The sequence below is a fragment of the Halomonas sp. ML-15 genome (assembly GCF_014779595.1).
Lineage (GTDB): Bacteria > Pseudomonadota > Gammaproteobacteria > Pseudomonadales > Halomonadaceae > Franzmannia.
The window spans coordinates 257,400-279,568 of the sequence record NZ_JACXZT010000019.1 but is presented as its reverse complement, the minus strand read 5'-3'; the positions used below and the strand labels follow the sequence as shown (position 1 = coordinate 279,568).

Here is a 22,169-nt window from a genome sequence, read left to right as displayed (position 1 = left end):
TTGCGAATCTCTCAGGTTCCATGACGGAAGGGGTCCTCGCGTGCCAACGGCAGCGGGGTCAACCCGACGTGTCTGGAGAACAGCGATGCAACGTATTGCCGTTATCGGCGGAGGCATCACCGGTGTCACCACCGCCTATGCCCTGCTCAAGCGTGGCCTGGATGTCACGCTCTATGAACGCCACCGCTATGCGGCCATGGAAACCTCCTTCGCCAACGGTGGCCAGCTATCGGCCTCCAATGCCGAGGTCTGGAATCACTGGCCCACGGTGCTCAAGGGGTTACGCTGGATGCTGCGCGCCGATGCGCCGCTACTGGTCAATCCCAAGCCCTCCTGGCACAAGCTGAGCTGGTTCGCCGAGTTCATGGCCGCCATTCCCCGCTACGCCAACAACACCACCGAGACCACGCGCCTGGCGATCGCCGCCCGCGACCACCTCTACCAGTGGGCGTGGGAGGAAAACATCGACTTCGATCTGGAACAGCGCGGCATCCTACATATCTATCGCCACCGGCAGGATTTCGAACATGCCGGCCGAGTCTCCGAGCTGCTCGCTAAGGGGGGCCTCGAACGTCGAGCGGTGACTCCCGACGAGATGCGCACCCTCGAGCCCAGCCTGGCCGGCGACTACTACGGCGGCTACTTCACCGAGAGCGATGCCACCGGCGACATCCACAAGTTTACCCACGGCCTGGCGGCGGCCATCGAGCGGCGCGGCGTGACGACGCGCTACGGGCATGACGTCTGCGATCTGGAGGCCGATGCCAGCGGCGCCTGGGTGACCACCGCGGAGGGGCGTGAAGCCTACGATGGTGTGGTGGTCTGCGCCGGGGTGGGGAGTCGCGGGATGGCGGCCAAGCTCGGCGATCGCCTCAATGTCTACCCGGTCAAGGGCTATTCGATCACCGTGCATCTCGACGAGGCCGCCTCCCAGCAAGCGGCGCCGATGATCAGCCTGCTCGACGACGAGGCCAAGCTGGTCACTAGTCGACTGGGCAAGGATCGCTTCCGCATCGCCGGCACCGCCGAGTTCAACGGCAACAATCGCGATATCCGCGACGACCGCATCCGTCCGCTCATCGACTGGGTCGAGCAGTGCTTCCCCGGCGTCAGCACCCGGCGGGTGGTGCCGTGGGCGGGGCTGCGTCCGATGCTGCCCAACATGCTGCCGCGGGTGGGAAGAGGGCGACTGTCCAGCGTCTTCTACAATACCGGTCACGGCCACCTGGGCTGGACCCTGTCGGCGATCACCGCCGAGATGGTGGCCGACTCGGTAACGGTGGCGCGCCCCGCTGGCGCTCGGCTCAGCGCGGCCCGCTAGGCGCGCTCCTCTCTTCACCCTCCACTTCCCTTTGCGGGCTCTTCCCTTCCCATCGGCTCCCGGCGTACGCGTCGGGAGCCTTTTCCATGGGGCATGCCCATGCCAGAAAAGTATGGATGATATCTAAAAGCCATATTTTTGCTATTGAAAGGCGTGCGCCATAGTCAAGGCACAACCCATAACAAGACTCGCCCTCGGCGAGCTGGACGACTGCCATGACCAAGACCTACCACCTGCTGACGGGGCTGCACTTCGCGCTGTGCACCCTGGCCATGATCTGGCCGGGGGCCCTGATCGCCAATCGCATCGAGCCCACCGTCATGGGCCTGCCGTTTCTGTTCTTCTGGTACATCCTGTGGATGCTGGTGCTGTTTCTCGGCATGTGGCTGGCCTACGTGATCCGTCACGGAGGTGGCCGCCATGAATGATTCGCTGATCGTCGTCGGCATCACCCTGACCTACCTCGCCCTGGTGCTGTGGGTGGGGCTGCGCGCCCGGGGGCAGGAGAACTCCAGCCTGGAGGGCTATGTCGCCGGTGGGCGGCACGTCGGCGTGGTGATCCTGTTCTTTATCCTCGGCGCCGAGATCTTCTCCGCCTTCGCCTTCCTGGGGGCACCGGGCTGGAGCTACCAGCACGGCGCGCCGGCCTTCTACATCCTCGCCTACCTGTCGCTGGTGCCGATCACCATCTGGGCCATGGGCCCGAGGGTGGCGGAACTGGGGCGCGAGAAGGGCTACCTGACCCAGGGCGACATGATCGCCGACCACTACCAGAGCAGGCCGCTGGGCATCCTCGCCGGGGTGATCGGCGTGCTGGCCCTGGTGCCCTACCTGACCATCCAGATCGCCGGCGCCGGGCTGCTGTTCCAGGCCGCCACCGATGGCCTGATTCCCTTCTGGCTCGGCGCGCTGCTGGCCTTTATCGTGGTCGCCGCCTACGTGTTCTGCAGCGGCCTGAACGGCATCGGCTGGACCAACCTGGTGCAGGGCATCATGATGATCGCCATCGCCTGGTTCCTCGGCCTGTCGATCTCCGAGCGCCTCTACGGCGGGGTCGGCGAGATGTTCAGCCAGATCCAGCTGACCATGCCCGAGTATCTGACCATGCCCGGGGCCAGCGGCATGAACTGGGGCTACTTCAGCACCGCGGTGCTGGTCAGCGCCTTCGGCGGCGCCATGTGGCCGCACCTGTTCATGAAGTTCTACTCCGCCGACAGCGGCAGGACCCTGCGCAAGGTCAGCGTCTTCTATCCGCTCTACGCCTACCTGCTGGTACCGCTGCTGTTTATCGGCTTCGCCGGCATCTTGATGTTCGCCGACGACCCGCTGGCGCGCGCCGATACCGTGCTGCTGCGCATGGTCATGGACGTCGCCAACTTCTCGCCCTGGGTGATCGGCCTGATGCTCTCCGGGGCGCTGGCGGCGGCCATGTCCACCGGTGCCAACCTGGCGCATACCGCGGCCATCGTGCTGGTCCGCGACGTGGTCGGCCCCACCGTGATGAAAGGCGCCAGCGAGAAGGCCGTGGTGCGCGCGACGCGCTGGAGCGTGCTCGGCCTGTCGCTGATCGCCTACCTGTTCGCCCTGGCCAACCCCGCCTCGCTGGTACTGCTGCTGTTAGGCGCCTACGGCCTGATCGTGCAGCTCTTCCCGATGGTGCTCGGCGCGCTGTTCCTGCCGCGGCTGCGTCGTGGCAGCGTCATGGCCGGCGCCCTGGTCGGCAGCCTAGCCTATCTGCTGATGGAGTTTGCCTTCAGCTCGCCGCTGGGCTGGCATGCCGGCGTCTGGGCGATGCTCCTCAACGTCGCTGTCGTGGCGGTCTGGCAGGGGTCCGCCCGCCGCGATGGCCACCCGGTTCCCAGCCACTAAGTTGCCATGGAGGCCAAGATGACCAATCCATCGACCACGCTGGATCTCAAGGACGCCGTCGGCGCCCAGGTGGAGGCGACCTTTGCCGAGGTTCAGGCGCTCTACCGCCAGCTACATCAGACCCCCGAGCTGCCCTTCCGGGAGCACAAGACCGGCGCACGACTCGCCGAGGCCCTGGAGGGGCTCGGCTATGAGGTGACCCGCGGCGTGGGCGGCACCGGCGTCGTGGCGCTGCTGCGCAACGGCGAGGGGCCCACGGTGATGCTGCGCGGCGACATGGATGCGCTGCCGATCAAGGAGCAGACCGGGCTCGACTTCGCCAGCCGCGAGACCGGCGTCGCCGAGGACGGCAACGAGGTGCCGCTGATGCACGCCTGCGGCCATGACCTGCACAGCAGCTGCGTGGTGGGCGCCGCCGGCGTGATGGCCGCATTGCGCGAGCAGTGGCGCGGCACCCTGATGCTGATCTGTCAGCCCGCCGAGGAGATCTTCGGCGGCGCCAGGGCGATGCTCGATGACGGCCTCTACGCGCGCTTCGGGCGGCCGGACGTGATCCTCGGTCAGCACAATATGCCGGCCCTGGCGGGCAGCCTGGGCCACCGCCCCGGCGGCACCATGGCCGCCTGCACCAACCTGGCGGTGACCATCCACGGCGCCGGCGGGCACGGCTCCATGCCCGCGCAGACGGTGGACCCGGTTGTGATCGCCGCCCACGCGGTGACCCGCCTGCAGACCATCGTCTCCCGCGAGGTGCCGCCGGAGGAGAGCGTGGTGGTCACCGTCGGCAAGCTGCATGCCGGTACCCAGGCCAACATTATTCCGCATTCGGCCGAGCTGGAGATCAATATCCGCAGCTTCGACGACGCCCTGCACCGCCAGGTGGTGGCGTCCATCGAGCGCATCGTGCGCGCCGAGTGCGAGGCGGGTCGCTCGCCGACGCCGCCGGAAATCCGCGTGCTCAACCAGACCATCGCCCTGCACAACGACCCCACTGCGGTGGAGCATGTGCGCCGCGCCCATGCCGAGCACTTCGGCACGGCGAGCCTCTATGCGATGCCGCGGCTCAACGGCAGCGAGGACTTCCCGCTGTTCGGCAACGCCGAGGCCGGCGGCTTCGGCGGTGAGGATATCCCCTGCGTCTACTGGTTTATCGGCGCCACCCCCGCGGAGCGCTGGGCGGACACGCCGGGAACCAGCGTCGCCGAGAAGATGCGCCATCTGGAGATGCCGCATTCGCCCTACTACTTCCCCGGCAATGACGTGACCCTGCGCACCGGCATCGAGGCGATGGCGGTGGGAGCGCTGGCCTACCTGGGCTGAACGTGACAGTTCCCGACAACGCAAACGGGCCACCCAGGAGGTGGCCCGTTGGCGTTGGTGCCAGGCAGGGTCAGAGCACGCCCTTGGCCTTGGCGGTGTGGGTGGCGATGGCGTCCATCAGCGGCGGCGACAGGCAGTCGTAGGGCTCCAGGCCGAGCTGCTTGAGGCGGCTGCGCACGTCGCCCATTGTGTCGGGGTGGGTGCCCCCCTCGATGATCGAGGAGACGAAGGCGGCGAATTCCGGGCCGGCCCAGCCGCTGTCGTGGGAGAGCTCGGTGTGGATGAAGTCCAGGCCGTGGAAGGGGTGGTCGGTGTTCTCGATACGCCCGTACATGTGCACGCCGCAGCCCTTGCAGGCGTGGCGCTGGATCGCCGCTGTGGCATCCACTACCTCGAGCTTGTCTTCGTTGGCGGCGACGCTGAGGCTGTCGCGGGGCACGACTGCGACCATGGAGAAGGTGGCGCCGCTGGGTTTCCAGCACTTGGTGCAGCCGCATACGTGGTTGTGGGCGCACTGCGCCTTGACGGTCACCTCGACCTTGTTGCTGTCGCAGTGGCAGTGCAGGGTGCCGCCGCTAAAGGCGTCGCTGCCGGCCTTCACGCCGCTGTCCACCGCGGGGTGAATCTTGGTATTGCTGGCGGGTGGTGCCTGGGTGGCGGCGGCAGCGCTGGGTGCGGCCTTGGCCTCATGGCGATGGCTGCTGGCGGCGGGGGTGGCGCTCTGGCCGCCGAACCAGCGTTTCAGGGTGTCCATCAGGCTCATGGGCTTGCGCTCCGGGTTTAGGCTCATTCGTGTCAGCATGGCAGTTAACCTCTCTTGGTCTTGTTGTTGTTACCTCGTGGTCCTCTCTTAAAAGTGCAGCACGGTCCGAATGCTCTTGCCGGCATGCAACAGCTCGAAGGCCTCGTTGATCTGTTCGAACGGCATGTCGTGGGTAACGAACTCGTCGATCTTCAGCTCGCCGTTCATGTAGCGCTCCACGTAGCCGGGCAGCTCCGAGCGCCCCTTGACCCCGCCGAACGCCGAGCCTTTCCAGACCCGCCCGGTGACCAGCTGGAACGGCCGTGTGGAGATCTCCTCGCCGGCCCCCGCCACGCCGATGATGATCGATTCGCCCCAGCCCTTGTGGCAGCACTCCAGCGCCGAGCGCATCACGTTGACGTTGCCGATGCACTCGAAGGAGTAGTCGACGCCGCCGTCGGTGAGATCGACGATCACTTCCTGAATCGGCGCGCTGTGGTCCTTGGGGTTGACGAACTCGGTGGCGCCGAACTGCTCGGCCAGCGTGAACTTGTCGGGGTTGACGTCGATGGCGATGATGCGGCTGGCCTTGGCCATCTGCGCGCCCTGGATCACCGCCAGGCCGATGGCGCCGAGGCCGAACACCGCCACCGTGGAGCCCGGCTCGACCTTGGCGGTGTTGAGTACCGCGCCGATGCCGGTGGTCACGCCGCAGCCGAGCAGGCAGATCTTGTCCAGCGGCGCCTGCTTGGAGACCTTGGCCAGCGACACCTCGGGCAGCACGGTGTACTCCGAGAAGGTCGAACAGCCCATGTAGTGGTGCAGCATCTTGCCGTCCAGCGAGAAACGGCTGGTGCCGTCGGGCATCAGGCCCTTGCCCTGGGTGGCGCGGACGCTGCCGCACAGGTTGGTCTTGCCGGAGAGGCAGAACTTGCACTTGCCGCACTCGGCGGTATACAGCGGAATGACGTGGTCGCCCACCGCCAGCGAGGTCACGCCCTCGCCGATCTCCTCGACGATCCCCGCGCCCTCGTGGCCGAGCACCGCCGGGAAGTTGCCCTCGGGGTCGGCGCCGGACAGGGTGTAGGCGTCGGTATGGCAGACGCTGGTGGCCTTGATGCGAACCAGTACCTCGCCGGCCTTGGGCCCCTCGACGTCGACCTCGGTGACCTCAAGCGGCTTGCCGGCTTGCAGTGCAACTGCGGCGCGTGACTTCATTGGCGGCCTCCCCTCAGTTGTTATGTCGGTGTTGTTATGTCAGTGCTGTTATGTCGGGTGCTGTTTACGACCCGCAAGGACCGGTCGTGGACCGGTAAGCGCTGATGACAGTCTAGGTGAGCTTCGGAAGGGGGATTATGCGGCAGTGGCATAACAGCGTTGCCCAGAGACAATATTGCCTGGCGGCAACAGTACCGCGGCGTCAGCCTTGCCACTCGGGATTAGTGGCCGGCCGGGCGGTGATACCACCAGCGCTGCGGCAGCACCTGCGCGGCCAGGGCGCGGGCGCTGTCTTGCAGGTCCTGGGGGGTCAGGTGCGCGAGCTTTTCCGCATCCTCCTGCCAGGGGCATAGCCAGCGCTCGGGCAAGGCCGACGGTAGGGTCGAGGGCGGTGCCTGGCGGAGTCGCTGCCACACCCGCTTGAGCGCATCGGGGTAGGTCTCCGGCGGCGCATGGCGTGCCAGCAGCCCGCGGCGCTGGGTGGCCAGCGCCGCGGAAGAGAGGTGCGATAGCGTCCTGGTCTCGGCGGCGATAAAGGCCTCGATGGCGCCGCGCAGGGCGTCGATGTCGGCATGTGGCGACTGCACCACATAGCCGAGCCGCGGCCAGCCCGCCGCCTCGCGGTAGCGCACCGCGGCGGCGTAGCCGAGCCCCTGGCGCTGGCGTAGCGCCTGCTGAAAGGCGGCGTCGTGGCACTGGCCGAGCAAGCGCAGCAGCCAGCGGCTGCGCGGGCTGGCGTCGGCGCCCATCACCTCGAGCATCACGGCATGGTCCGCGGCCTGGGGGGCGAGCCATAGCGTCGCTGACGGAGGCGTCGCCGCCTGGGCCGCGGCCGATGGCACCGGGCAGCGGCCCAGCAGCGGCGCCAGTTCGGCGTCGCCGAGGCGATCGCTTGACCAGCACAGGGCGGCTTGCGCCTTCGCCGCAGGGGGGTCGGAGGGCGGCGGCGCGGTTTCCAGCAGGTCGAGCAGGCGCTGGGCCACCAGTCCATTGGTGGCCGGGGCCTGGGCGGCAGCGGGGGTCGCCGGCCAGGCCATCAGGGCCTGCTCGGTCAGGGCAAGTACCTGGTCCGGCGTGCCGATAGCGAGCAGCCAGTCGCCGAGGCGATCGCCGCCGAGCTGCAGGGCGGCGCCCTCTGCTGTGGCCGTCTGGCCAAGGGCCAGGCAGCGCTGGCGCCAGCGTCCGAGGCGCGCCTTGTCGTGGACGGCCGGCCAGCCCAGGGCGCAGTGGCTGATAGCCTCGGACCCCGGCCAGGCGGGGTGCCCACGCACCCGCTGGGCGCCGGCAGAGGCCGCAAGCTCGCCCTCCATTGGCCCGGGTTGACGGGGCGGCAGCGTGAATGAGGCGCGCGGTTGCGGCAGCGCTACCCGCTTTACGGGGGTGCCGGTCTCCGCCAGGCGGCGCCAGTCGTGGCAGCTTGATGCCGCGCTGGGCTGCTGCCATAGCAGCCGGCACTGGTCGGGTGCCAGCCAGGCGGCCAGTGCCTCCTGGCCGTCGCCCAGCGCCGGCGCCGTCCCGCCGGGGGGCTGTCCGGCGAGGCGCCTGGCGTGATGCCTTGGCCAGCGGTCGAGGGTTTCCCGTTCAGCGCTGGCGAGGCCGGCCGGTGCCGCCAGGGGCCGGCGTCGGGCCTCGTTCAGGGCCGGGACGAGAATCGCCAGCAGATCGGAGAGCGGCGGCGGTGTAGCCGTCGTCGCGAGCCGCAGCGAGAGTGCCGGGCCGGCACCGGCAGGCCAAGGCGTGACCTGCATATCGGTGAGTGGCATCACCCGGCTGAGTGCCTCGGCCAGGGCGCCATCGGCGAGGCGTGCCGCCACGCCGTCGAGATAGGGCCGATAGGCGTTGGCCAGGGGAGTGGGCAGCGGCCACAGCAGCTCCACGCAGTGGTTCGAGTCCTGTGCTGCGTCGGGCAGTTGCCAGACGACGCCGCCGGGCTCGGCCCAGCGCCAGGTCCGCGACGCTGCAGGCTCAGCCGACACGCTGACGGGTGCCAGCAGGGCGGCATGGTGCGCCAGCAGGTCGAGCTGCTGCTCCAGTGGCTGCGGGCCGAGCATGGCCAGCGCCATGCGCGCGGGCCGGTAGTGGCGATGCAGCGCGCGCAGCTCGGCGGCCAGTGCGTCACCGCTGCCGGCCAGGCTGGTGGCATGGCCGGCGTGGCACTGCTGAGCGGGGTGCCCCGGGCGACACAGCTGGCCGAGGGCGGCGAGTCGGTGCAGTTCGGGGTCGGCGAGCCGGGCACGGAACTCGGCGTCAAGTACCCCGACTTCGTGCTCGATCAGTGCCGGGTCAAAGCAGGGACTGGCCAGCAGGTCGCAGAGCCGTTCGAGACCCGCCTCGGCGGCAGCGGGCGGTAGCTGCAGATGAACGTCAGTGGCGGTGTCGCCGGTGTAGGCGTTGTAGCGTCCGCCCTGCTCGCCGACCCAGCGGCTCAGGGCATCGACCTCAGGCCAGCGGCGGCTGCCGAGAAACAGGGCGTGCTCGAGGAGATGGGTGAGCCCCGGGCGCACGGCGGGCTCATCCAGATAGCCGAGATCGATGGCACCGGCCAGGCGCGTCAGGTGGGCGTCGGGCACTTCTGCGGCGACCAGCCACAACCCATTGGCGAGCCGCCGCGAGCGACAGCGGCCGCCCGGCGGCAGGCCCTGGCTCAGGTCGCTGTGGTTCGCGCGCATGCTGCGTCCTCGCCTAGGTGCGACAGAAGACCTGCGACTCCCGGGCGTTGCGTAGCGTCAGCGCCTGCGCCGAGCGGCTGTCGTCGGCGGCCTCGCGGCGTGCCGCCTCGATCAGGTGGTGATCCGGCGACAGGTCGCAGACCGGGTCGGTGGCCGCCGGGTCGCCGGTGAGCATATAGGCCTGGCAGCGGCAGCCGCCGACATCCTTGTGGCGCTCGTCGCAGCTGCGGCAGGGCTCCTGCATCCAGTCATCGCCGCGATAGCGGTTGAAGGCAGCGCTGTCGTACCAGATCTCCTGCAGCGGTCGCTCGCGGGCGTTGGGAAAGTCCATCGGCAGCATGCGGGCGCTGTGACAGGGCAGCACCGCGCCGTCGGGAGCCACGGTCATGAAGATCGAGCCCCAGCCGCCCATGCAGGCCTTGGGGCGGTCGGCATAGTAGTCGGGCACCACGAACAGCAGGCGCATGTCGCGGCCGCGCTCGGCCAGGCGCTGACGCCAGCGGTTGGTGGTGGCCTCGGCGGCCTCGAGCTGGGCCTGGCTCGGCAGCAGTCCGGCGCGATTCAGGTGGGCCCAGCCGTAGAGCTGGCAGTTGGCGAGCTCCACGGCGTCGGCGCCGAGGTCATCGCATAGCGCGATGATGGTATCCAACTGGTCGATATTGTGACGATGCAGCACCACGTTGAGCACCATCGGATAGCCGGCATCCTTGACCGCCCGGGCCATGGCCAGCTTCTTGGCGTGGGCCTTGGTTGATCCGGCCACCGCGGCGGCAACGTCGGGGTCGGAGGCCTGCAGGCTGATCTGGATATGGTCGAGGCCGGCGTCGCGCAGGGCGTGAATGCGCGCTTCATCGAGGCCCAGCGCCGAGGTGATCAGGTTGGTATAGAAGCCCAGCCGACGGGCTTCGGCGACCAGCGTTTCGAGGTCCTTGCGCACCAGCGGCTCGCCGCCGGAGAAGCCCAGTTGCACCGCGCCCATGGCGCGGGCCTGGGTCAGCACGTCGATCCACTCCGCGGTCGTCAGCTCCTGCTTGACCGCGGCGAAGTCGAGGGGATTCGAGCAGTAGGAGCACTGCAGCGGGCAGCGGTAGGTGAGCTCGGCGAGCAGCCACAGCGGCGCGCCGGTTTCACCGTTGGCGGTGGCGGTATCGGTGTGATCAGTCATGCTGGATCCAGCCCTGTTGTTGGGCGTCGACGAGAAAGGCGTGGACATCCTCGGCGATGGCCCCGTCGGGGGCCTCGGGAAACTTGGCCTGAAGCCGTTCGATCAGCGTAACGACATCGCGCTGGCCGTCGAGCTCGCCAAGAATCGCGCCGGCGCTCTCGTTGAGTTTGACCATGCCCTCGGGATACAGCAGCACGTGGCGCTGCTGTGCCTCCTCCCACTGTAGTCGCCAGCCGGGACGCAGGCGGTAAACGCGAGTGCCGATGACCTCCTGGTTCATGCTAGCCCCCGGTGGTAGACGCGCTGGTCGGTGACGGTGTGATAGGGCGGCCGGCCGAGCTGGTAGGCCAGGGTCATGGCGTCGAGCATGCTCCACAGTACGTCGAGCTTGAACTGCAGGATCTCCAGCGCGCGCTCCTGGGCGGCGCGGGTGGTGCACACGGCGAGGGCCACCTCGAGACCGTGGTCGACGTCGCGGCGCGCCTCCTTGAGGCGCTTGCGAAAGTAGCCATAGCCGGCCTCATCGATCCACGGATAGTGGGTTGGCCAGGTGTCCAGGCGGCTCTTGTGGGCCTCCGGCGCAAACAGTTCGGTGAGCGACGAGATCGCCGCCTCGCGCCAGTCGGCGCGGCGCACGAAGTTGACATAGGCGTCCACCGCGAAGCGCACCCCGGGCAGCACGTGCTCCTGGGACCACAGCTCGTCACGGGAGAGGCCGACCGCCTCACCGAGGGTCAGCCAGGCCTCGATACCGCCGCCGTCGTCATCGTGGCCGTCGTGATCGAGCAGCCGCTGTATCCAGCGCCGCCGGGTGGCGGCATCCGGGCAGTTGGCCAGCAGTGCGGCGTCCTTCTGGGGGATATTGATCTGGTAGTAGAAGCGGTTGGCGACCCAGCCGCGCAGCTGTTCGGGGGTGGCGCGCCCAGCGGCCATGTCGACCTGATAGGGGTGGTGGATATGGTAGTAGTCCCCCTTGGCCAGCAGCGCCCGACGAAAGGCGTCCGGGCTCATGGCCTCTCCCGAGGTGTCGCTTAGCGGTGATGCGATGGCTGCGGTCATGTAAGGCTCCCTGGCAAGCGCTTGAGGCGTTGTTATGTGTGACGCGGTTGGCGAGCGTGGGTTCACACCTCCAGGCGCATGCCGTCGAAGGCCACCTCGATTCCCCGCTCGGTGAGCGTGGCGCGCTGCTCGGAGCGCTCGTCGAGGATCGGGTTGGTGTTGTTGATATGGATCAGCACGCGCCGCGTGGTTTCGGGCAGGGCGTCGAGTTCGCTGAGCAGGCCATGCTCGCCGGACAGCGCCAGATGGCCCATATCGCGACCGGTGGCCCGGCCGACCCCGGCCTGCACCAGCTCGTCGTCCCGCCACAGGGTGCCGTCGACCATGATGCAGTCGGCCTGCTGCAGGTAGCCGCGGGTGCGGTCGTCGAGTTCGCCCAGCCCCGGGGCATAGAAGAGTCGCGCGCCACGGCTGGTGTCCTCGACCATCAGGCCAATATTGTCGCCGGGTGTCGGGGCCCCGCGGCGCGGCGAGTAGGGCGGGGCGTTGCTGGTCAAGGCCACCGCGGTAAAGGTCAACCCGGGGCAGGCCGGCACCTTGAACTCGGCCTCCCAGTGGCCGTCGTCGATGCCGATACGCTGCCAGTTCAGGCCGCCTTGCCAGTGCTCGAGCATGCGAAACAGCGGAAAGCCGGTACTCAGGTCCTGGTGCACGTTGGGCGTGCACCACACCTCGAACGGGCAGCCTTCACGCAGCGACAGCAGGCCGGTGGCGTGATCGATCTGGGCGTCCATCAGCACCACGCCGGAAATACCGCTATCGCGGGGGATACGCTTGGGGTGTAGCTCGGGATTGGCGGCTAGCTGGGCGCGAATATCGGGGGAAGCGTTACACAGCAGCCAGCTTTCGCCGTCGCTGCTGATGGCGATCGACGACTGGGTACGTGGCGTGGCCTGGACGCTGCCATCGCGCACGCCACGGCACATTCGGCAGTTGCAGTTCCACTGAGGGAAACCGCCGCCCGCCGCCGCCCCGAGTACCAGTATCTGCATGCCACCTCCTGGCGTATCACCGCATCCTTCACCGTGTTGCGAAGGGGGCGCTGTTGTATGAGTCTTTATAAGATAATCATCAAACGCCGGCGTTTAATACCCACCAAAAGCAAGACGCCCCGAAATTCGGAGCGTCTTACCAGTAGGCCATGATCAGCGATTGGCGATGTAGAGCGTGACTTCGAAGCCGAGACGCAGATCCTGATAGGTCGGTTTGGTCCACATAGGAACACTCCTGTCGACGGTGGGTTGGCACTTACAGTGACCAGTAAAGCACGTCGTGGGTTCCTCGCCTTGCTACCTAAGTCGCATCCAGTGTCAGAAGCCCCGCGCTGCTCGCTCAACAGATGTTGTGCTATCCCGGTACTGCTTATAAAGCATGGCCTTACGACGATTTTTCGGTGAGACGGGATACTTCGTGCCGATTATGCCGCCACAGCAAAAGTCTTTTGACCATTTCGTTAGTCGAAAACCCACTGCTTAAGACCGGTGCATGGCGGATTCTTGTGCTAGACCTTCAGTGTGCTGTTAGGAAAACCATAACAATGAAAGATGCATCCGTGGCCCAGTCCCGGGCGAGGGGATGCACCTTCAGTGCTAGGAGACAACGCCATGCATCTCAAGATGAGCTGCGCACTCGCAGCCGCGGGACTTCTGGCTGTCACAGCGGCGACTACCCACGCCAATGACAGCCTGATGGAATTACTCGAAAACGACGACCTATGGGCCACCCAGCTCGGTAACTACCAAGGTCACCGCTACAGCAAACTCAGCGATATCAACCGCGACAACGTCAATAACCTGCGACCCGCTTGGCAGTTCTCTACCGGCGTGCTGCGCGGCCATGAGGGCGGTCCGCTGTATGTCGGCGATGGGCGGCTCTACATTCACACTCCTTTCCCCAACAAGGTATTCGCCCTCGATCTGGAAGAAGATGGACGGGTGATCTGGTCCTATGAGCCGGATCAGGACTCCCGTGTCATCCCGGTGATGTGCTGCGATACCGTCAACCGCGGCGTGGCCTACGCCGACGGCAAGATCTTCCTCAACCAGGCCGACAACACCGTGGTGGCGCTCAACGCCGAGGATGGCGAGGTGCTATGGGAGGTCAGCAACGGTGACCACACCCAAGGCGAAACCATGACCATGTCGCCGCTGGTGGTGCATGACAAGGTCATCGTCGGCGTCAGCGGTGGCGAGTACGGCATCCGCGGCCACCTCACCGCCTACGACATCGAGACCGGCGAGATGGCCTGGCGCGGCTACTCCCAGGGGCCTGACTCCGAGGTGCTGATCGATCCCGAGACCACCCTGATGATGGGCGAACCCATCGGCGAGGCCGATCTCGGCGTGACCACCTGGCCCGACGGCGAGTGGGAGCGTGGCGGCGGGGCGCCCTGGGGCTGGGTAACCTACGACCCCGAACTCGACCTGATCTACTACGGCACCGGTAACCCGGGCACCTGGAACCCCGACCAGCGCGCCATCGACGGCGAGCCGGCGGATAACAAGTGGGGCATCACGGTATTCGCCCGCGACCCCAACACCGGTGAGACCAAGTGGGTCTACCAGAAGGTGCCGTTCGACGAGTGGGATTACGACGGCGTCAACGAGAACGTGCTGATCGACGTCGAGGTCGACGGTGAAAACCGCAAAGGCCTGGCGATCATCGACCGTACCGGTTTCGGTTTCCTGATGGATCGTGAGAACGGTGAACTGATCACCGTCGAGAAATTCGCTCCGGAAACCAACTGGGCCACTCACTACGATATGGAGACCGGACGTCCGGTACTCGACGAAGACTACAGCCCCTTCACCCAGGGCGTGGACGTCAATACCACCGATATCTGCCCCACTGCGATGGGCGCCAAGAACATGCAGCCGAGTTCGTTCTCGCCGGAAACCGGGCTGATGTATGCCGGTATCAACCGCATCTGCATGAACTATGAGCCCTTCGAGACCGACTACGTGGCGGGCCAGCCCTATGTGGGCGCGACCCTGACCATGATGCCGGCACCGGTGGAGAACGGCGGCATGGAAGGTCGCATGGGCAGCTTTATCGCCTGGGACCCGGTTGCCGGGGAAGTGGTGTGGGAAGTCGACGAGCGCTTCGCGGTCTGGAGTGGCGCGCTGACCACCGCCGGTGATCTGGCCTTCTACGGCACCCTCGAGGGCTACGTGAAGGCGGTCGACATCGAGAACGGCGAGGAGCTGTGGCGCTTCAAGACCCCGTCCGGAATCATCGGCAACGTCAACACCTTCCGCCATGAGGGCAAGCAGTATATCGCCGTGCTCTCCGGGGTCGGTGGCTGGGCCGGCATCGGTCTTGCGGCGGGGCTCGAGGATCCCGAGGAGGGTCTCGGTGCGGTAGGCGTGTTCTCTGCCCTGTCGGACTATACCGAACTGGGCGGCGTGCTGACCGTGTTCGAACTGCCCGACTCCTGAGTCGGACAGGCGCCATGACGCTGCGGCGTCATGGCGCCTTATGAGCGCAAATTCCTGACGGCAACATCATGACAATCAGCGCCGGGCGCTGCCCGGCGAGATAACGAGCGCCGCCACGAGGCTCGCATCAGCGCTCGAATATAAGGGCACGCACATGATTAGACGCTTCACGTCACGCCAGACGTCCCGTTTTGCCACACCCTCGCTGGTCGCCGTCCTGATGGCTGCCGGCTTGAGCATGTCCGCACTGGCCGTGGCCAGCAGCAACAGTGATAAGGACGACGACGCGGTCGATACCAGCGCCGCCGGCGAGTATCTGGTCGAGGATGGCAAGGTCGACCCCGACACCTACGAAGGCTATATCGCCTACACCCGCTCCTGTCAGGCCTGCCACGGCCCCGATGGGCTGGGCTCTTCGTTTGCCCCCAATCTGGTACGCGCCTCGGAGCGGCGTGATTTCGCCGAGTTCGCCCGGACCATTGCCGGCGGGCGAGAAGTGCAGCCGGGCCAGGTGATGCCAGCGTTTGCCGACGACCCCTATGTGCTCGGCAACCTGGAGAATATCTACAGTTACATGCGCGGCCGCGCGGCCGGCGATATCGGCCGGGGGCGGCCGCGGATCATCGAACATCTCGAAGAGGAGATCAGCGACGAGACACTGGAGGCCGAAGAGAAACTGGAAGACGAGGCGTCATGACGCAGCGGGCGCTGAGCCCGCCATCCATAGGTATCCCCCTCCCCCTTGGCAAGCGGAGAGCGTCATGAGGTTATGCGGTTCCCTGACATGTCTTACGGCGGCCGTCTGGCTGCTGACCCAGGGCATCGGCTCGGCCCACGCCGACCTGCCCGAGCTGTATGAGCGCGACCAGCTGCGGGTCTGCGCCGACGGCAACAACCTGCCTTTTACCAATAGCGCTGGCGAGGGCTTCGAGAACCGCATCGCCGAGCTGATGGCCGACGATCTGGACGTGCCGCTGCGCTATGTGTGGGCACCCCAGGTCATGGGCTTCGTGCGCAATACCCTGGAGCTGCGCGTCTGCGACGTGATGATCGGCGTGGTGGCGGGCTACGAGCACCTGCAGAACACCAACGAGTACTACCGCTCGGTCTATTCGCTGGTGGTGCCGGCGGACTTCGAGGCTGAGATCACCCGCCTCGACGATCCGGCGCTAGAGGGGCTCGATATCGGCGTGATTGCCGAGACGCCACCCATCGTGCCGCTGCGGCGCAGCGGCGCCACGGTGCGCAACTACCTGCTGCAGGTCGACACCCGAGAGCGTGCCCCGGTGCGCGACGCGGTGGATGACGTGGCCAACGGCACCCTGGATGGCGCGGTGATCTGGGGGCCGATGGCCGGTTACTTCGCCGCGCGTCACGATCCCCCCCTCAAGGTGCTGCCGCTGCATGAAAACGGCGGCGATGTGCGCCTGGACTTCCGCATCACCATGGGGATCCGCCGCGGCGAGCCGCAGTGGAAGGACTGGATCAACGACTTCATCGACCGCCATCAGGACCAGATCAACGCCATCCTGGTCGAGTACCAGGTGCCGCTGCTCGATCGCCGCGGCGTGCTGCTCGATCCGGCAACGTTCAATGGGGAGGCGTCCTCATGAAAACCTTCCGCACCCCCGCCCTGCTGTGGGGCCTGCCGCTGGGCCTGCTGCTGGCGCTGTCGTCACCTCCCCACGCCGAGGCCCAGCGTGCCGCCACTGGCCCCCCCGACTGGCCCTGCGTGCAGCGGCTGGTGCCGGAGCTGGCATGGGGCGCTATCTGGACCGGCCCGCCGCTGGATGAGGTCGAGGAGGCGTGGTGGGACGACCAGGAAGTGGGGCGCGTAGTGCGCTATGCGATGTCGCGGGAGACCCGCAGCGACGACGCCATGCAGCGGGTACGCGAGTTCGTCGAGAGTCTCGCCGACGACGACCCCGCCGAACGCGAGGAGCGCCTGACGCTGCTCTTCTCGGGCCTCTTCGAGCTCACTCAGCGCGAGCGTAGCCGCACCATCGAACGTATCCGGGGCGCCTCGCGGGCCCAGGTCGCGCGGCTCGAGAAGGTCGCCGAGATGGTCGACGAACTCGAGGCGCTGCGCGCCGAGGATGACATCGACCCACACCAGGAGGAGGAGCTCTCCAAGGCGCTGTTCTGGGAGCAGCGCACTTTCCAGACGCGCCAGCAGTCCCTGCCGGCGCTGTGCGAGCAGCCCTATCTGCTCGAGGAACGGCTCGGCCAGATGGTACGCATCATCGACGCCGGGATGTAGGCCGCCAAGAGGCGCTAACAACGACAATAGGCGCGGGTGATCCCCGCTAGGGAGTGCATATGTGGGCTGGTAACGTGGGTGTCCGTCCGCTGACGGGCTGGCTGGTGGCGGGCACGCTGGCCACTGCGGTGGCGCTGGCGAGTCCCGCGCTGGCGCAGGACGACGAGGTCGCCACCATTACCCTGGGCTACCTGGGCATGGAGCGACCCGACGATCTCGAGCCGCTCTCGGTGCTCGATCCGGTGATCGACGACGATGGCGTGCAGGGGGCGCGTCTGGCGGTCAACGACAACAACGCCACCGGCCAGTTTCTTGGCCAGGAGTTCGTGCTCGTCGAGGCCATGGTCGAGCCCGGCGGTGACGTGTCCGCCGGCCTCGAGCAGCTGATCGAGCAGGGCGCCGACTGGATCATCAGTGGGCTGAATGCCGATGACCTGAGTACGCTGCTCGAGCATCAGGCGCTTGGCGAGCGGGTGGTGTTCAACGCCGCGGCCCGCGACGACCATCTGCGCAGCGAGTCGTGCCACGCCCAGCTGTTCCACAGCGTCCCCAGCCGACGCATGTTGGCCGATGCCCTGTCGCAGTTCCTCGGCTACAAGCAGTGGGACCGCTGGGGGCTGGTCTACGGCAATACCGATCAGGATCGGCTGTTCGCCGAGGCCCTGCGCGAGTCCGCCGAGCGCTTTGGCCATGAGGTGGTCAGCGAAGAGATGTGGCCCTACGAGGCCATGGCGCGCCGCTCCGAGGGGGGCTTCCACGATATCCAGCGCGAGATCCCGGTGTTCCTCCAGGAGTTCGCCGAGCACGACGTGCTGGTGATCTCCGACGAGACCGACTACTTCGGCGAGTTCTTCCCCAATCAGACCTGGCTGCCGCGGCCGGTGGCCGGCACCCAGGGGCTGATGGCCACCGCCTGGCATCGCTCCCATGAATCCTGGGGGGCGGTGCAGCTGCAGCGGCGCTTCGAGCGGATCGCCGACCGCTGGATGACGCCCCAGGACTTCGGCGCCTGGCTGGCGGTGCGCTCGCTGGGCGAGGCCGCCGCGCGTACCGGCTCGGTGGAGCGCGACGACGTGGTCGAGTATATGCTCAGCGACGAGTTCGAACTGGCCGGCTATCTGGGCTTCCCGGTCAGCTACCGCACCTGGAACCATCAGCTGCGCCAGCCGATCCTGATCAGCGGGCCGCGCATGGTGGCCTCGGTCTCGCCCCAGGAGGGCTATCTGCATCCGCGTACGCCACTGGATGCCATGGGTGTCGACGAGGGGGAATCACAATGCCAATTCTAAGCCGCGAGACTGCCGCCATGTTCAAGCCGACGCTGCTCGGGCTGGCGCTGGGCGCCCTGGCCCTGACCCCGCTGGCCGCCAGCGCCGAACGCATTTTCGTCTCCAATGAGAAGGACAACACCATCTCGGTGATCGACGGCGCGAGCCTGGAGGTGGTCGAGACCATCGACGTCGGCCGTCGGCCACGCTCGATGGCCTTCAGCAGCGACGGCAGCGAGCTGTTCGTCGCCGTGGGCGACGACGAGGCGATCGACATGATCGACCTGGAGACGCTGCAGGTAGTGCGCAGCCAGGCCTCTGGCGAGGATCCCGAGGTGATTCGCGTCGACCCCAATCGACCCTATATCTACGTCTCCAACGAGGACGACAATATCGTCTCGGTGCTCGACTACGAACGGCGCACCCTGGTCACCGAAATCCCGGTAGGGGTCGAGCCGGAGGGGCTGGGTATCAGTCCCGACGGCCGTTGGCTGGTCTCTACCACCGAGACCTCCAATATGGCGCATATCATCGACACCGAGCTGATGGAGACCGTGTACCACCGGCTGGTGGGGGCGCGCCCGCGCCATGCCGAGTTCACCCACGACGGCCGCGAGGCGTGGGTCTCGGCGGAGATCGCCGCCACCGTCTCGATACTGGATATGGTCGACAGCTTCGACGTCGAGCACACCATTCGCTTCGATGTGCCCGGGGTGCCGCGGGAAACCGTGCAGGCGGTAGGCATCCAGCTCACCTCCGACGGCCGCTACGGCTTCGTGGCGCTGGGGCCCTCCAACCGCGTGGCGGTAGTCGACCAGCAGACCTACGAGGTGCTCGACTATATCTTGGTCGGCCAGCGGGTCTGGCATCTGGCGCTCAACGAGGACGAGACGCGGCTCTATACCACCAATGGCGTCAGCGGCGACGTCACGGTGATCGACGTCGAGAATCTCACCGCGCTGCAGTCGATCCCGGTAGGGCGCTTCCCGTGGGGGGTAATCGTCCAGCCATGACGTTGGGCGAGAACACAGAGGTCCCCGCGCTCGAGGTGGAAGGGCTGAGCTTCAGCTACAGCGGCAAGCCGGTGCTGCAGGAGGTCGGCTTGCGCCTCGAGGCGGGGCAGTTCACGGTCTTGCTGGGTCCCAACGGGGCCGGCAAGACCACCCTGTTTTCGCTGATCACGCGGCTCTATGACCGCCGCGTGGGCAGCATTCACGTCGGCGGCTATGAGCTGCGCCGGGATGCCGTGGCGGCCCACGCGCGGATGGGCGTGGTCTTCCAGCAGCCGACCCTGGATCTCGATCTCACGGTACGCCAGAACCTCACCTATCACGCCGCCCTGCATGGCATGGGCCCACGTGAGGCGCGTCGGCGTGCCGAGGAGCAGCTGCAGCGGGTCGGGCTGGGCGAGTCGCTAAAGACCCGGGTGCGCCAGCTCTCCGGCGGCCAGCGGCGGCGGGTGGAGATCGCCCGCGGCCTGCTGCATCGGCCGCGGCTGCTGCTGCTCGACGAGCCCACCGTGGGGCTGGATATTGCCGCGCGCCGCGACCTGGTCGAGCGGGTCCATCGGCTGTGCGTGGAGGAGGGCGTGGCGGTGCTTTGGGCCACCCACCTGATCGACGAGGTCTACCCCGAGGATCGCGTGGTGGTGCTCGATGCCGGGCGGGTGCGCGCCAGCGGCAGCGTCAGCGAGGTGCTCGCCGCCAGCGGCGCCACCTCCATCGGTGAGGCCTTCGACACCCTGACCCTGGGTCCCGCCGAGGTGACCATATGAACCGCTACCTGCACTGCCTGCGCGGCGTGGTAGGTCGCGAGCTGCTGCGCTTCCTGCACCAGCGCACGCGCTTCGTGGCGGCGCTGGTACGGCCGCTGATCTGGCTGTTCGTGTTCGCCGCCGGCTTTCGCATGGCGCTGGGCGTGGCGATGACCGACCCCTACAAGACCTACATCCTGTATGAGGTCTATATCATCCCCGGCCTGGTGGGGATGATTCAGCTGTTCAATGGCATGCAGAGTTCGCTGTCGATGGTCTATGACCGCGAGATGGGCAGCATGCGGGTGCTGCTGGTCAGCCCCTTCCCGCGCTGGTATCTGCTGATCTGCAAGCTGCTGGCGGGGACCATGGTGTCGATCGTGCAGGTCTACGTCTTCCTGACCATCGCCTGGTTCTACGGCATCCAGGCACCGGTGATGGGCTACCTGTGGATCCTGCCGGCGCTGATCGTCACCGGCTTTATGGTTGGCGCCCTGGGCATGCTGCTGTCGACCTTCGTCAAGCAGCTGGAGAACTTCGCCGGGGTGATGAACTTCGTGATCTTCCCGATGTTCTTTCTCTCTTCGGCGCTCTACCCGCTGTGGCGAATCCGCGAGGGCAGCTATCTGGTCTATCAGATCGCCGCGCTCAACCCCTTCACCTACGCCGTGGAGATGATCCGCTTCGCGCTCTATGAGCAGCTCAACCTTGAGGCGGTGATGATCGTGGTGGCCACCACCCTGGTGCTACTGGCGCTGGCGATCCTCGGCTACAATCCGGCGCGGGGCATGATGGCGCGCAAGGGCGGGGGCGGCGACTGAGGCCAAGAGCATCAATCGCTGGATTGCGCTTCTAGATAGTGGATCAGCGCCCGGCGCGGGGTGTCGTCCAGCCCCCACAGCACCATGCGGTTGCCCGGCAGCAGCGCCTCGGGGTCGGCCAGAAACGCATCCAGCGTCTCGGCATCCCAGCGGAAGTCCGCCGCGTCCAGCACCGTGGAGTAGTCGAAATCGTCCAGGCCGCCGACCGGGCGGCCGATCACCTCGAACAGACTGGGACCGGCGCGATGCACGCCTTCCTGTAGCGCATGGCAGCCGTAGCAGTGGTTGCGAAAGACCCGTTCGCCTTCGCGAACATCATCGGCCAGCGCCGGCAGTACTGCGCCAGCCAGTAGCACAGCGACCGGCAGCCTGGGGCCCGGCCAGCGGGAAAGGGGCATCGCGTCAGCGCTCCTGGAGACCGGCGATTCAGAAGCAGCGCAGATCGGCTTCGGCCTGGGCGCTGCGGAACTGGCGTACCTGATCCTGCAGGCCGCGCTCGGTGCGGAACAGCACCCCGAGTTCGCCGCGCTGGTCGTTCATGCGCATCACCGTCTCGACGGATTCGTACTCGTCATAGGGAATCAGATCGGCAATCACATCGATGCTGCAGGAACACTGCTGCAGCACCAGATGGTTCTGGCCGTTGGCGGCCATGCAGCCGAGCACATAGTCGACGCGGGTCGAAGTGGGGTAGTCATTGGCCATTGCCAGGGGCGCTGCGAACAGCAATCCGACCGCCAGGGAGGCTAGGACGGAGCGCGGGACGGCGTAGCGCATCTTATTATTATGGCGCATGTAGTACCTCAGTTGAGTCGGCGTGGTGACCCTTTAACGTTATGCCAGGCGCCGCACTTTCGCCAGTCTCTATCAGTCGCAGTCGGCGCCGCGGCAAATCCGCTAGTCCGGGCGCCGCGTATCAGGCTCATCCTTGACCACGTAGTCGCCCTCCAGCACCTGCTGACTATGATGCCGAGGGCCTTGGCCGCCGCCAATATCCTCAGCCTGCTCGGCGCGCATGCGCTCCATGCGCTTCTTCATACGGTGACGCATAAATGGCAGCATGGCCCAGCCGATCAGCAGGAAGAACAGCCCGATGACGGTGCCGACGATCATCAGGGTGCCGAACAGCAGCCAGGTGAAGAACAGGCGCAGGCCGCTGGGCCGCCCCTGACGAGTGCGCTCCCGCCACTGCTGTGCGGCCTGCCAGGCGGGATTGTCGCGTGGGTCTCGAGAATTGGGCATTAGGGGCTCCGAAAAAGCATTAAGT

General features: G+C 66.8%; 23 protein-coding genes. 12 read left to right on the top strand and 11 right to left on the bottom strand.

Features of this window, described 5'->3' with window-relative positions; translation table 11 throughout:
• Positions 1 to 85: 85 nt before the first annotated feature.
• From IEI94_RS12910 to IEI94_RS12895, 4 genes are all read left to right on the top strand, one after another.
• Positions 86 to 1,321: a D-amino acid dehydrogenase gene (locus tag IEI94_RS12910; protein WP_191167716.1), complete on the top strand. Its 1,236-nt coding sequence runs from the start codon at positions 86 to 88 to the stop codon at positions 1,319 to 1,321.
• A gap of 215 nt (positions 1,322 to 1,536) precedes the next feature.
• Positions 1,537 to 1,749, top strand: a complete 213-nt coding sequence (locus IEI94_RS12905) for a hypothetical protein (protein WP_191167715.1) — start codon at positions 1,537 to 1,539, stop codon at positions 1,747 to 1,749.
• Positions 1,742 to 3,190 carry a sodium:solute symporter family protein gene (locus tag IEI94_RS12900; protein WP_191167714.1) on the top strand — a complete coding sequence of 483 codons (1,449 nt, stop codon included), beginning with the start codon at positions 1,742 to 1,744 and terminating at the stop codon, positions 3,188 to 3,190. The genes IEI94_RS12905 and IEI94_RS12900 overlap by 8 nt, the downstream gene beginning before the upstream one ends.
• Positions 3,191 to 3,208: 18 nt before the next feature.
• A complete protein-coding gene (locus tag IEI94_RS12895) occupies positions 3,209 to 4,510 on the top strand; it encodes an amidohydrolase (RefSeq protein WP_191167713.1) in 1,302 nt (433 codons plus the stop codon).
• A 70-nt stretch (positions 4,511 to 4,580) separates the two neighbouring features.
• Here IEI94_RS12895 and gfa read toward each other — a convergent pair whose 3' ends face one another.
• The 8 genes from gfa to pqqA form a co-directional block, all read right to left on the bottom strand.
• Positions 4,581 to 5,312, bottom strand: a complete 732-nt coding sequence (gene gfa, locus IEI94_RS12890; RefSeq protein ID WP_224750123.1) for an S-(hydroxymethyl)glutathione synthase — start codon at positions 5,310 to 5,312, stop codon at positions 4,581 to 4,583.
• A 48-nt stretch (positions 5,313 to 5,360) separates the two neighbouring features.
• Positions 5,361 to 6,470 carry an S-(hydroxymethyl)glutathione dehydrogenase/class III alcohol dehydrogenase gene (locus tag IEI94_RS12885; protein WP_191167712.1) on the bottom strand — a complete coding sequence of 370 codons (1,110 nt, stop codon included), beginning with the start codon at positions 6,468 to 6,470 and terminating at the stop codon, positions 5,361 to 5,363.
• 221 nt (positions 6,471 to 6,691) lie between these two features.
• Positions 6,692 to 9,139 carry an insulinase family protein gene (locus IEI94_RS12880; protein WP_191167711.1) on the bottom strand — a complete coding sequence of 816 codons (2,448 nt, stop codon included), beginning with the start codon at positions 9,137 to 9,139 and terminating at the stop codon, positions 6,692 to 6,694.
• A gap of 13 nt (positions 9,140 to 9,152) precedes the next feature.
• Complete coding sequence (gene pqqE, locus IEI94_RS12875) at positions 9,153 to 10,304, bottom strand: pyrroloquinoline quinone biosynthesis protein PqqE (protein WP_191167710.1); 1,152 nt, start codon at positions 10,302 to 10,304, stop codon at positions 9,153 to 9,155.
• The gene (gene pqqD, locus IEI94_RS12870; RefSeq protein ID WP_191167709.1) at positions 10,297 to 10,584 is read right to left on the bottom strand and encodes a pyrroloquinoline quinone biosynthesis peptide chaperone PqqD; all 288 of its coding nucleotides are present in this window, start codon (positions 10,582 to 10,584) and stop codon (positions 10,297 to 10,299) included. Before pqqD ends, pqqE begins: the two co-directional genes overlap by 8 nt.
• A complete protein-coding gene (pqqC, locus tag IEI94_RS12865; RefSeq protein ID WP_191167708.1) occupies positions 10,581 to 11,363 on the bottom strand; it encodes a pyrroloquinoline-quinone synthase PqqC in 783 nt (260 codons plus the stop codon). Before pqqC ends, pqqD begins: the two co-directional genes overlap by 4 nt.
• A gap of 62 nt (positions 11,364 to 11,425) precedes the next feature.
• Positions 11,426 to 12,355 carry a pyrroloquinoline quinone biosynthesis protein PqqB gene (gene pqqB, locus IEI94_RS12860; protein ID WP_191167707.1) on the bottom strand — a complete coding sequence of 310 codons (930 nt, stop codon included), beginning with the start codon at positions 12,353 to 12,355 and terminating at the stop codon, positions 11,426 to 11,428.
• A 153-nt stretch (positions 12,356 to 12,508) separates the two neighbouring features.
• On the bottom strand, positions 12,509 to 12,580 hold the full coding sequence (gene pqqA / locus IEI94_RS12855; RefSeq protein ID WP_076750166.1) for a pyrroloquinoline quinone precursor peptide PqqA: 72 nt from the start codon (positions 12,578 to 12,580) through the stop codon (positions 12,509 to 12,511).
• Between the two features lie 387 nt (positions 12,581 to 12,967).
• Between pqqA and IEI94_RS12850 the strand changes: the two genes are divergently transcribed.
• The 8 genes from IEI94_RS12850 to IEI94_RS12815 all read left to right on the top strand — a co-directional run bounded on the left by IEI94_RS12850 (position 12,968) and on the right by IEI94_RS12815 (position 20,902).
• Positions 12,968 to 14,800: a methanol/ethanol family PQQ-dependent dehydrogenase gene (locus IEI94_RS12850; RefSeq protein ID WP_318153395.1), complete on the top strand. Its 1,833-nt coding sequence runs from the start codon at positions 12,968 to 12,970 to the stop codon at positions 14,798 to 14,800.
• 154 nt (positions 14,801 to 14,954) lie between these two features.
• The gene (locus IEI94_RS12845; RefSeq protein ID WP_191167706.1) at positions 14,955 to 15,497 is read left to right on the top strand and encodes a c-type cytochrome; all 543 of its coding nucleotides are present in this window, start codon (positions 14,955 to 14,957) and stop codon (positions 15,495 to 15,497) included.
• Between the two features lie 64 nt (positions 15,498 to 15,561).
• Positions 15,562 to 16,413 (top strand): quinoprotein dehydrogenase-associated putative ABC transporter substrate-binding protein, encoded by an 852-nt coding sequence (locus IEI94_RS12840; RefSeq protein ID WP_191167705.1) that lies wholly within the window; start codon positions 15,562 to 15,564, stop codon positions 16,411 to 16,413.
• Positions 16,410 to 17,060, top strand: coding sequence for a hypothetical protein (locus tag IEI94_RS12835; protein WP_191167704.1), 651 nt, complete (start codon positions 16,410 to 16,412; stop codon positions 17,058 to 17,060). Before IEI94_RS12840 ends, IEI94_RS12835 begins: the two co-directional genes overlap by 4 nt.
• Positions 17,061 to 17,119: 59 nt before the next feature.
• Positions 17,120 to 18,349, top strand: a complete 1,230-nt coding sequence (locus tag IEI94_RS12830) for an ABC transporter substrate-binding protein (protein ID WP_191167703.1) — start codon at positions 17,120 to 17,122, stop codon at positions 18,347 to 18,349.
• Positions 18,337 to 19,341 (top strand): PQQ-dependent catabolism-associated beta-propeller protein, encoded by a 1,005-nt coding sequence (locus tag IEI94_RS12825; RefSeq protein ID WP_191167702.1) that lies wholly within the window; start codon positions 18,337 to 18,339, stop codon positions 19,339 to 19,341. Before IEI94_RS12830 ends, IEI94_RS12825 begins: the two co-directional genes overlap by 13 nt.
• On the top strand, positions 19,338 to 20,102 hold the full coding sequence (locus IEI94_RS12820) for an ABC transporter ATP-binding protein (protein ID WP_191167701.1): 765 nt from the start codon (positions 19,338 to 19,340) through the stop codon (positions 20,100 to 20,102). The genes IEI94_RS12825 and IEI94_RS12820 overlap by 4 nt, the downstream gene beginning before the upstream one ends.
• Positions 20,099 to 20,902 carry an ABC transporter permease gene (locus IEI94_RS12815; protein ID WP_191167700.1) on the top strand — a complete coding sequence of 268 codons (804 nt, stop codon included), beginning with the start codon at positions 20,099 to 20,101 and terminating at the stop codon, positions 20,900 to 20,902. Before IEI94_RS12820 ends, IEI94_RS12815 begins: the two co-directional genes overlap by 4 nt.
• 11 nt (positions 20,903 to 20,913) lie before the next feature.
• Here IEI94_RS12815 and IEI94_RS12810 read toward each other — a convergent pair whose 3' ends face one another.
• The 3 genes from IEI94_RS12810 to IEI94_RS12800 form a co-directional block, all read right to left on the bottom strand.
• Positions 20,914 to 21,300 (bottom strand): c-type cytochrome, encoded by a 387-nt coding sequence (locus IEI94_RS12810; RefSeq protein WP_191167699.1) that lies wholly within the window; start codon positions 21,298 to 21,300, stop codon positions 20,914 to 20,916.
• Positions 21,301 to 21,328: 28 nt separating this feature from the next.
• Positions 21,329 to 21,697, bottom strand: a complete 369-nt coding sequence (locus tag IEI94_RS12805) for a hypothetical protein (protein ID WP_224750122.1) — start codon at positions 21,695 to 21,697, stop codon at positions 21,329 to 21,331.
• 102 nt (positions 21,698 to 21,799) lie between these two features.
• Positions 21,800 to 22,144, bottom strand: a complete 345-nt coding sequence (locus IEI94_RS12800) for a hypothetical protein (protein WP_191167698.1) — start codon at positions 22,142 to 22,144, stop codon at positions 21,800 to 21,802.
• Between the last annotated feature and the right edge of the window lie 25 nt (positions 22,145 to 22,169).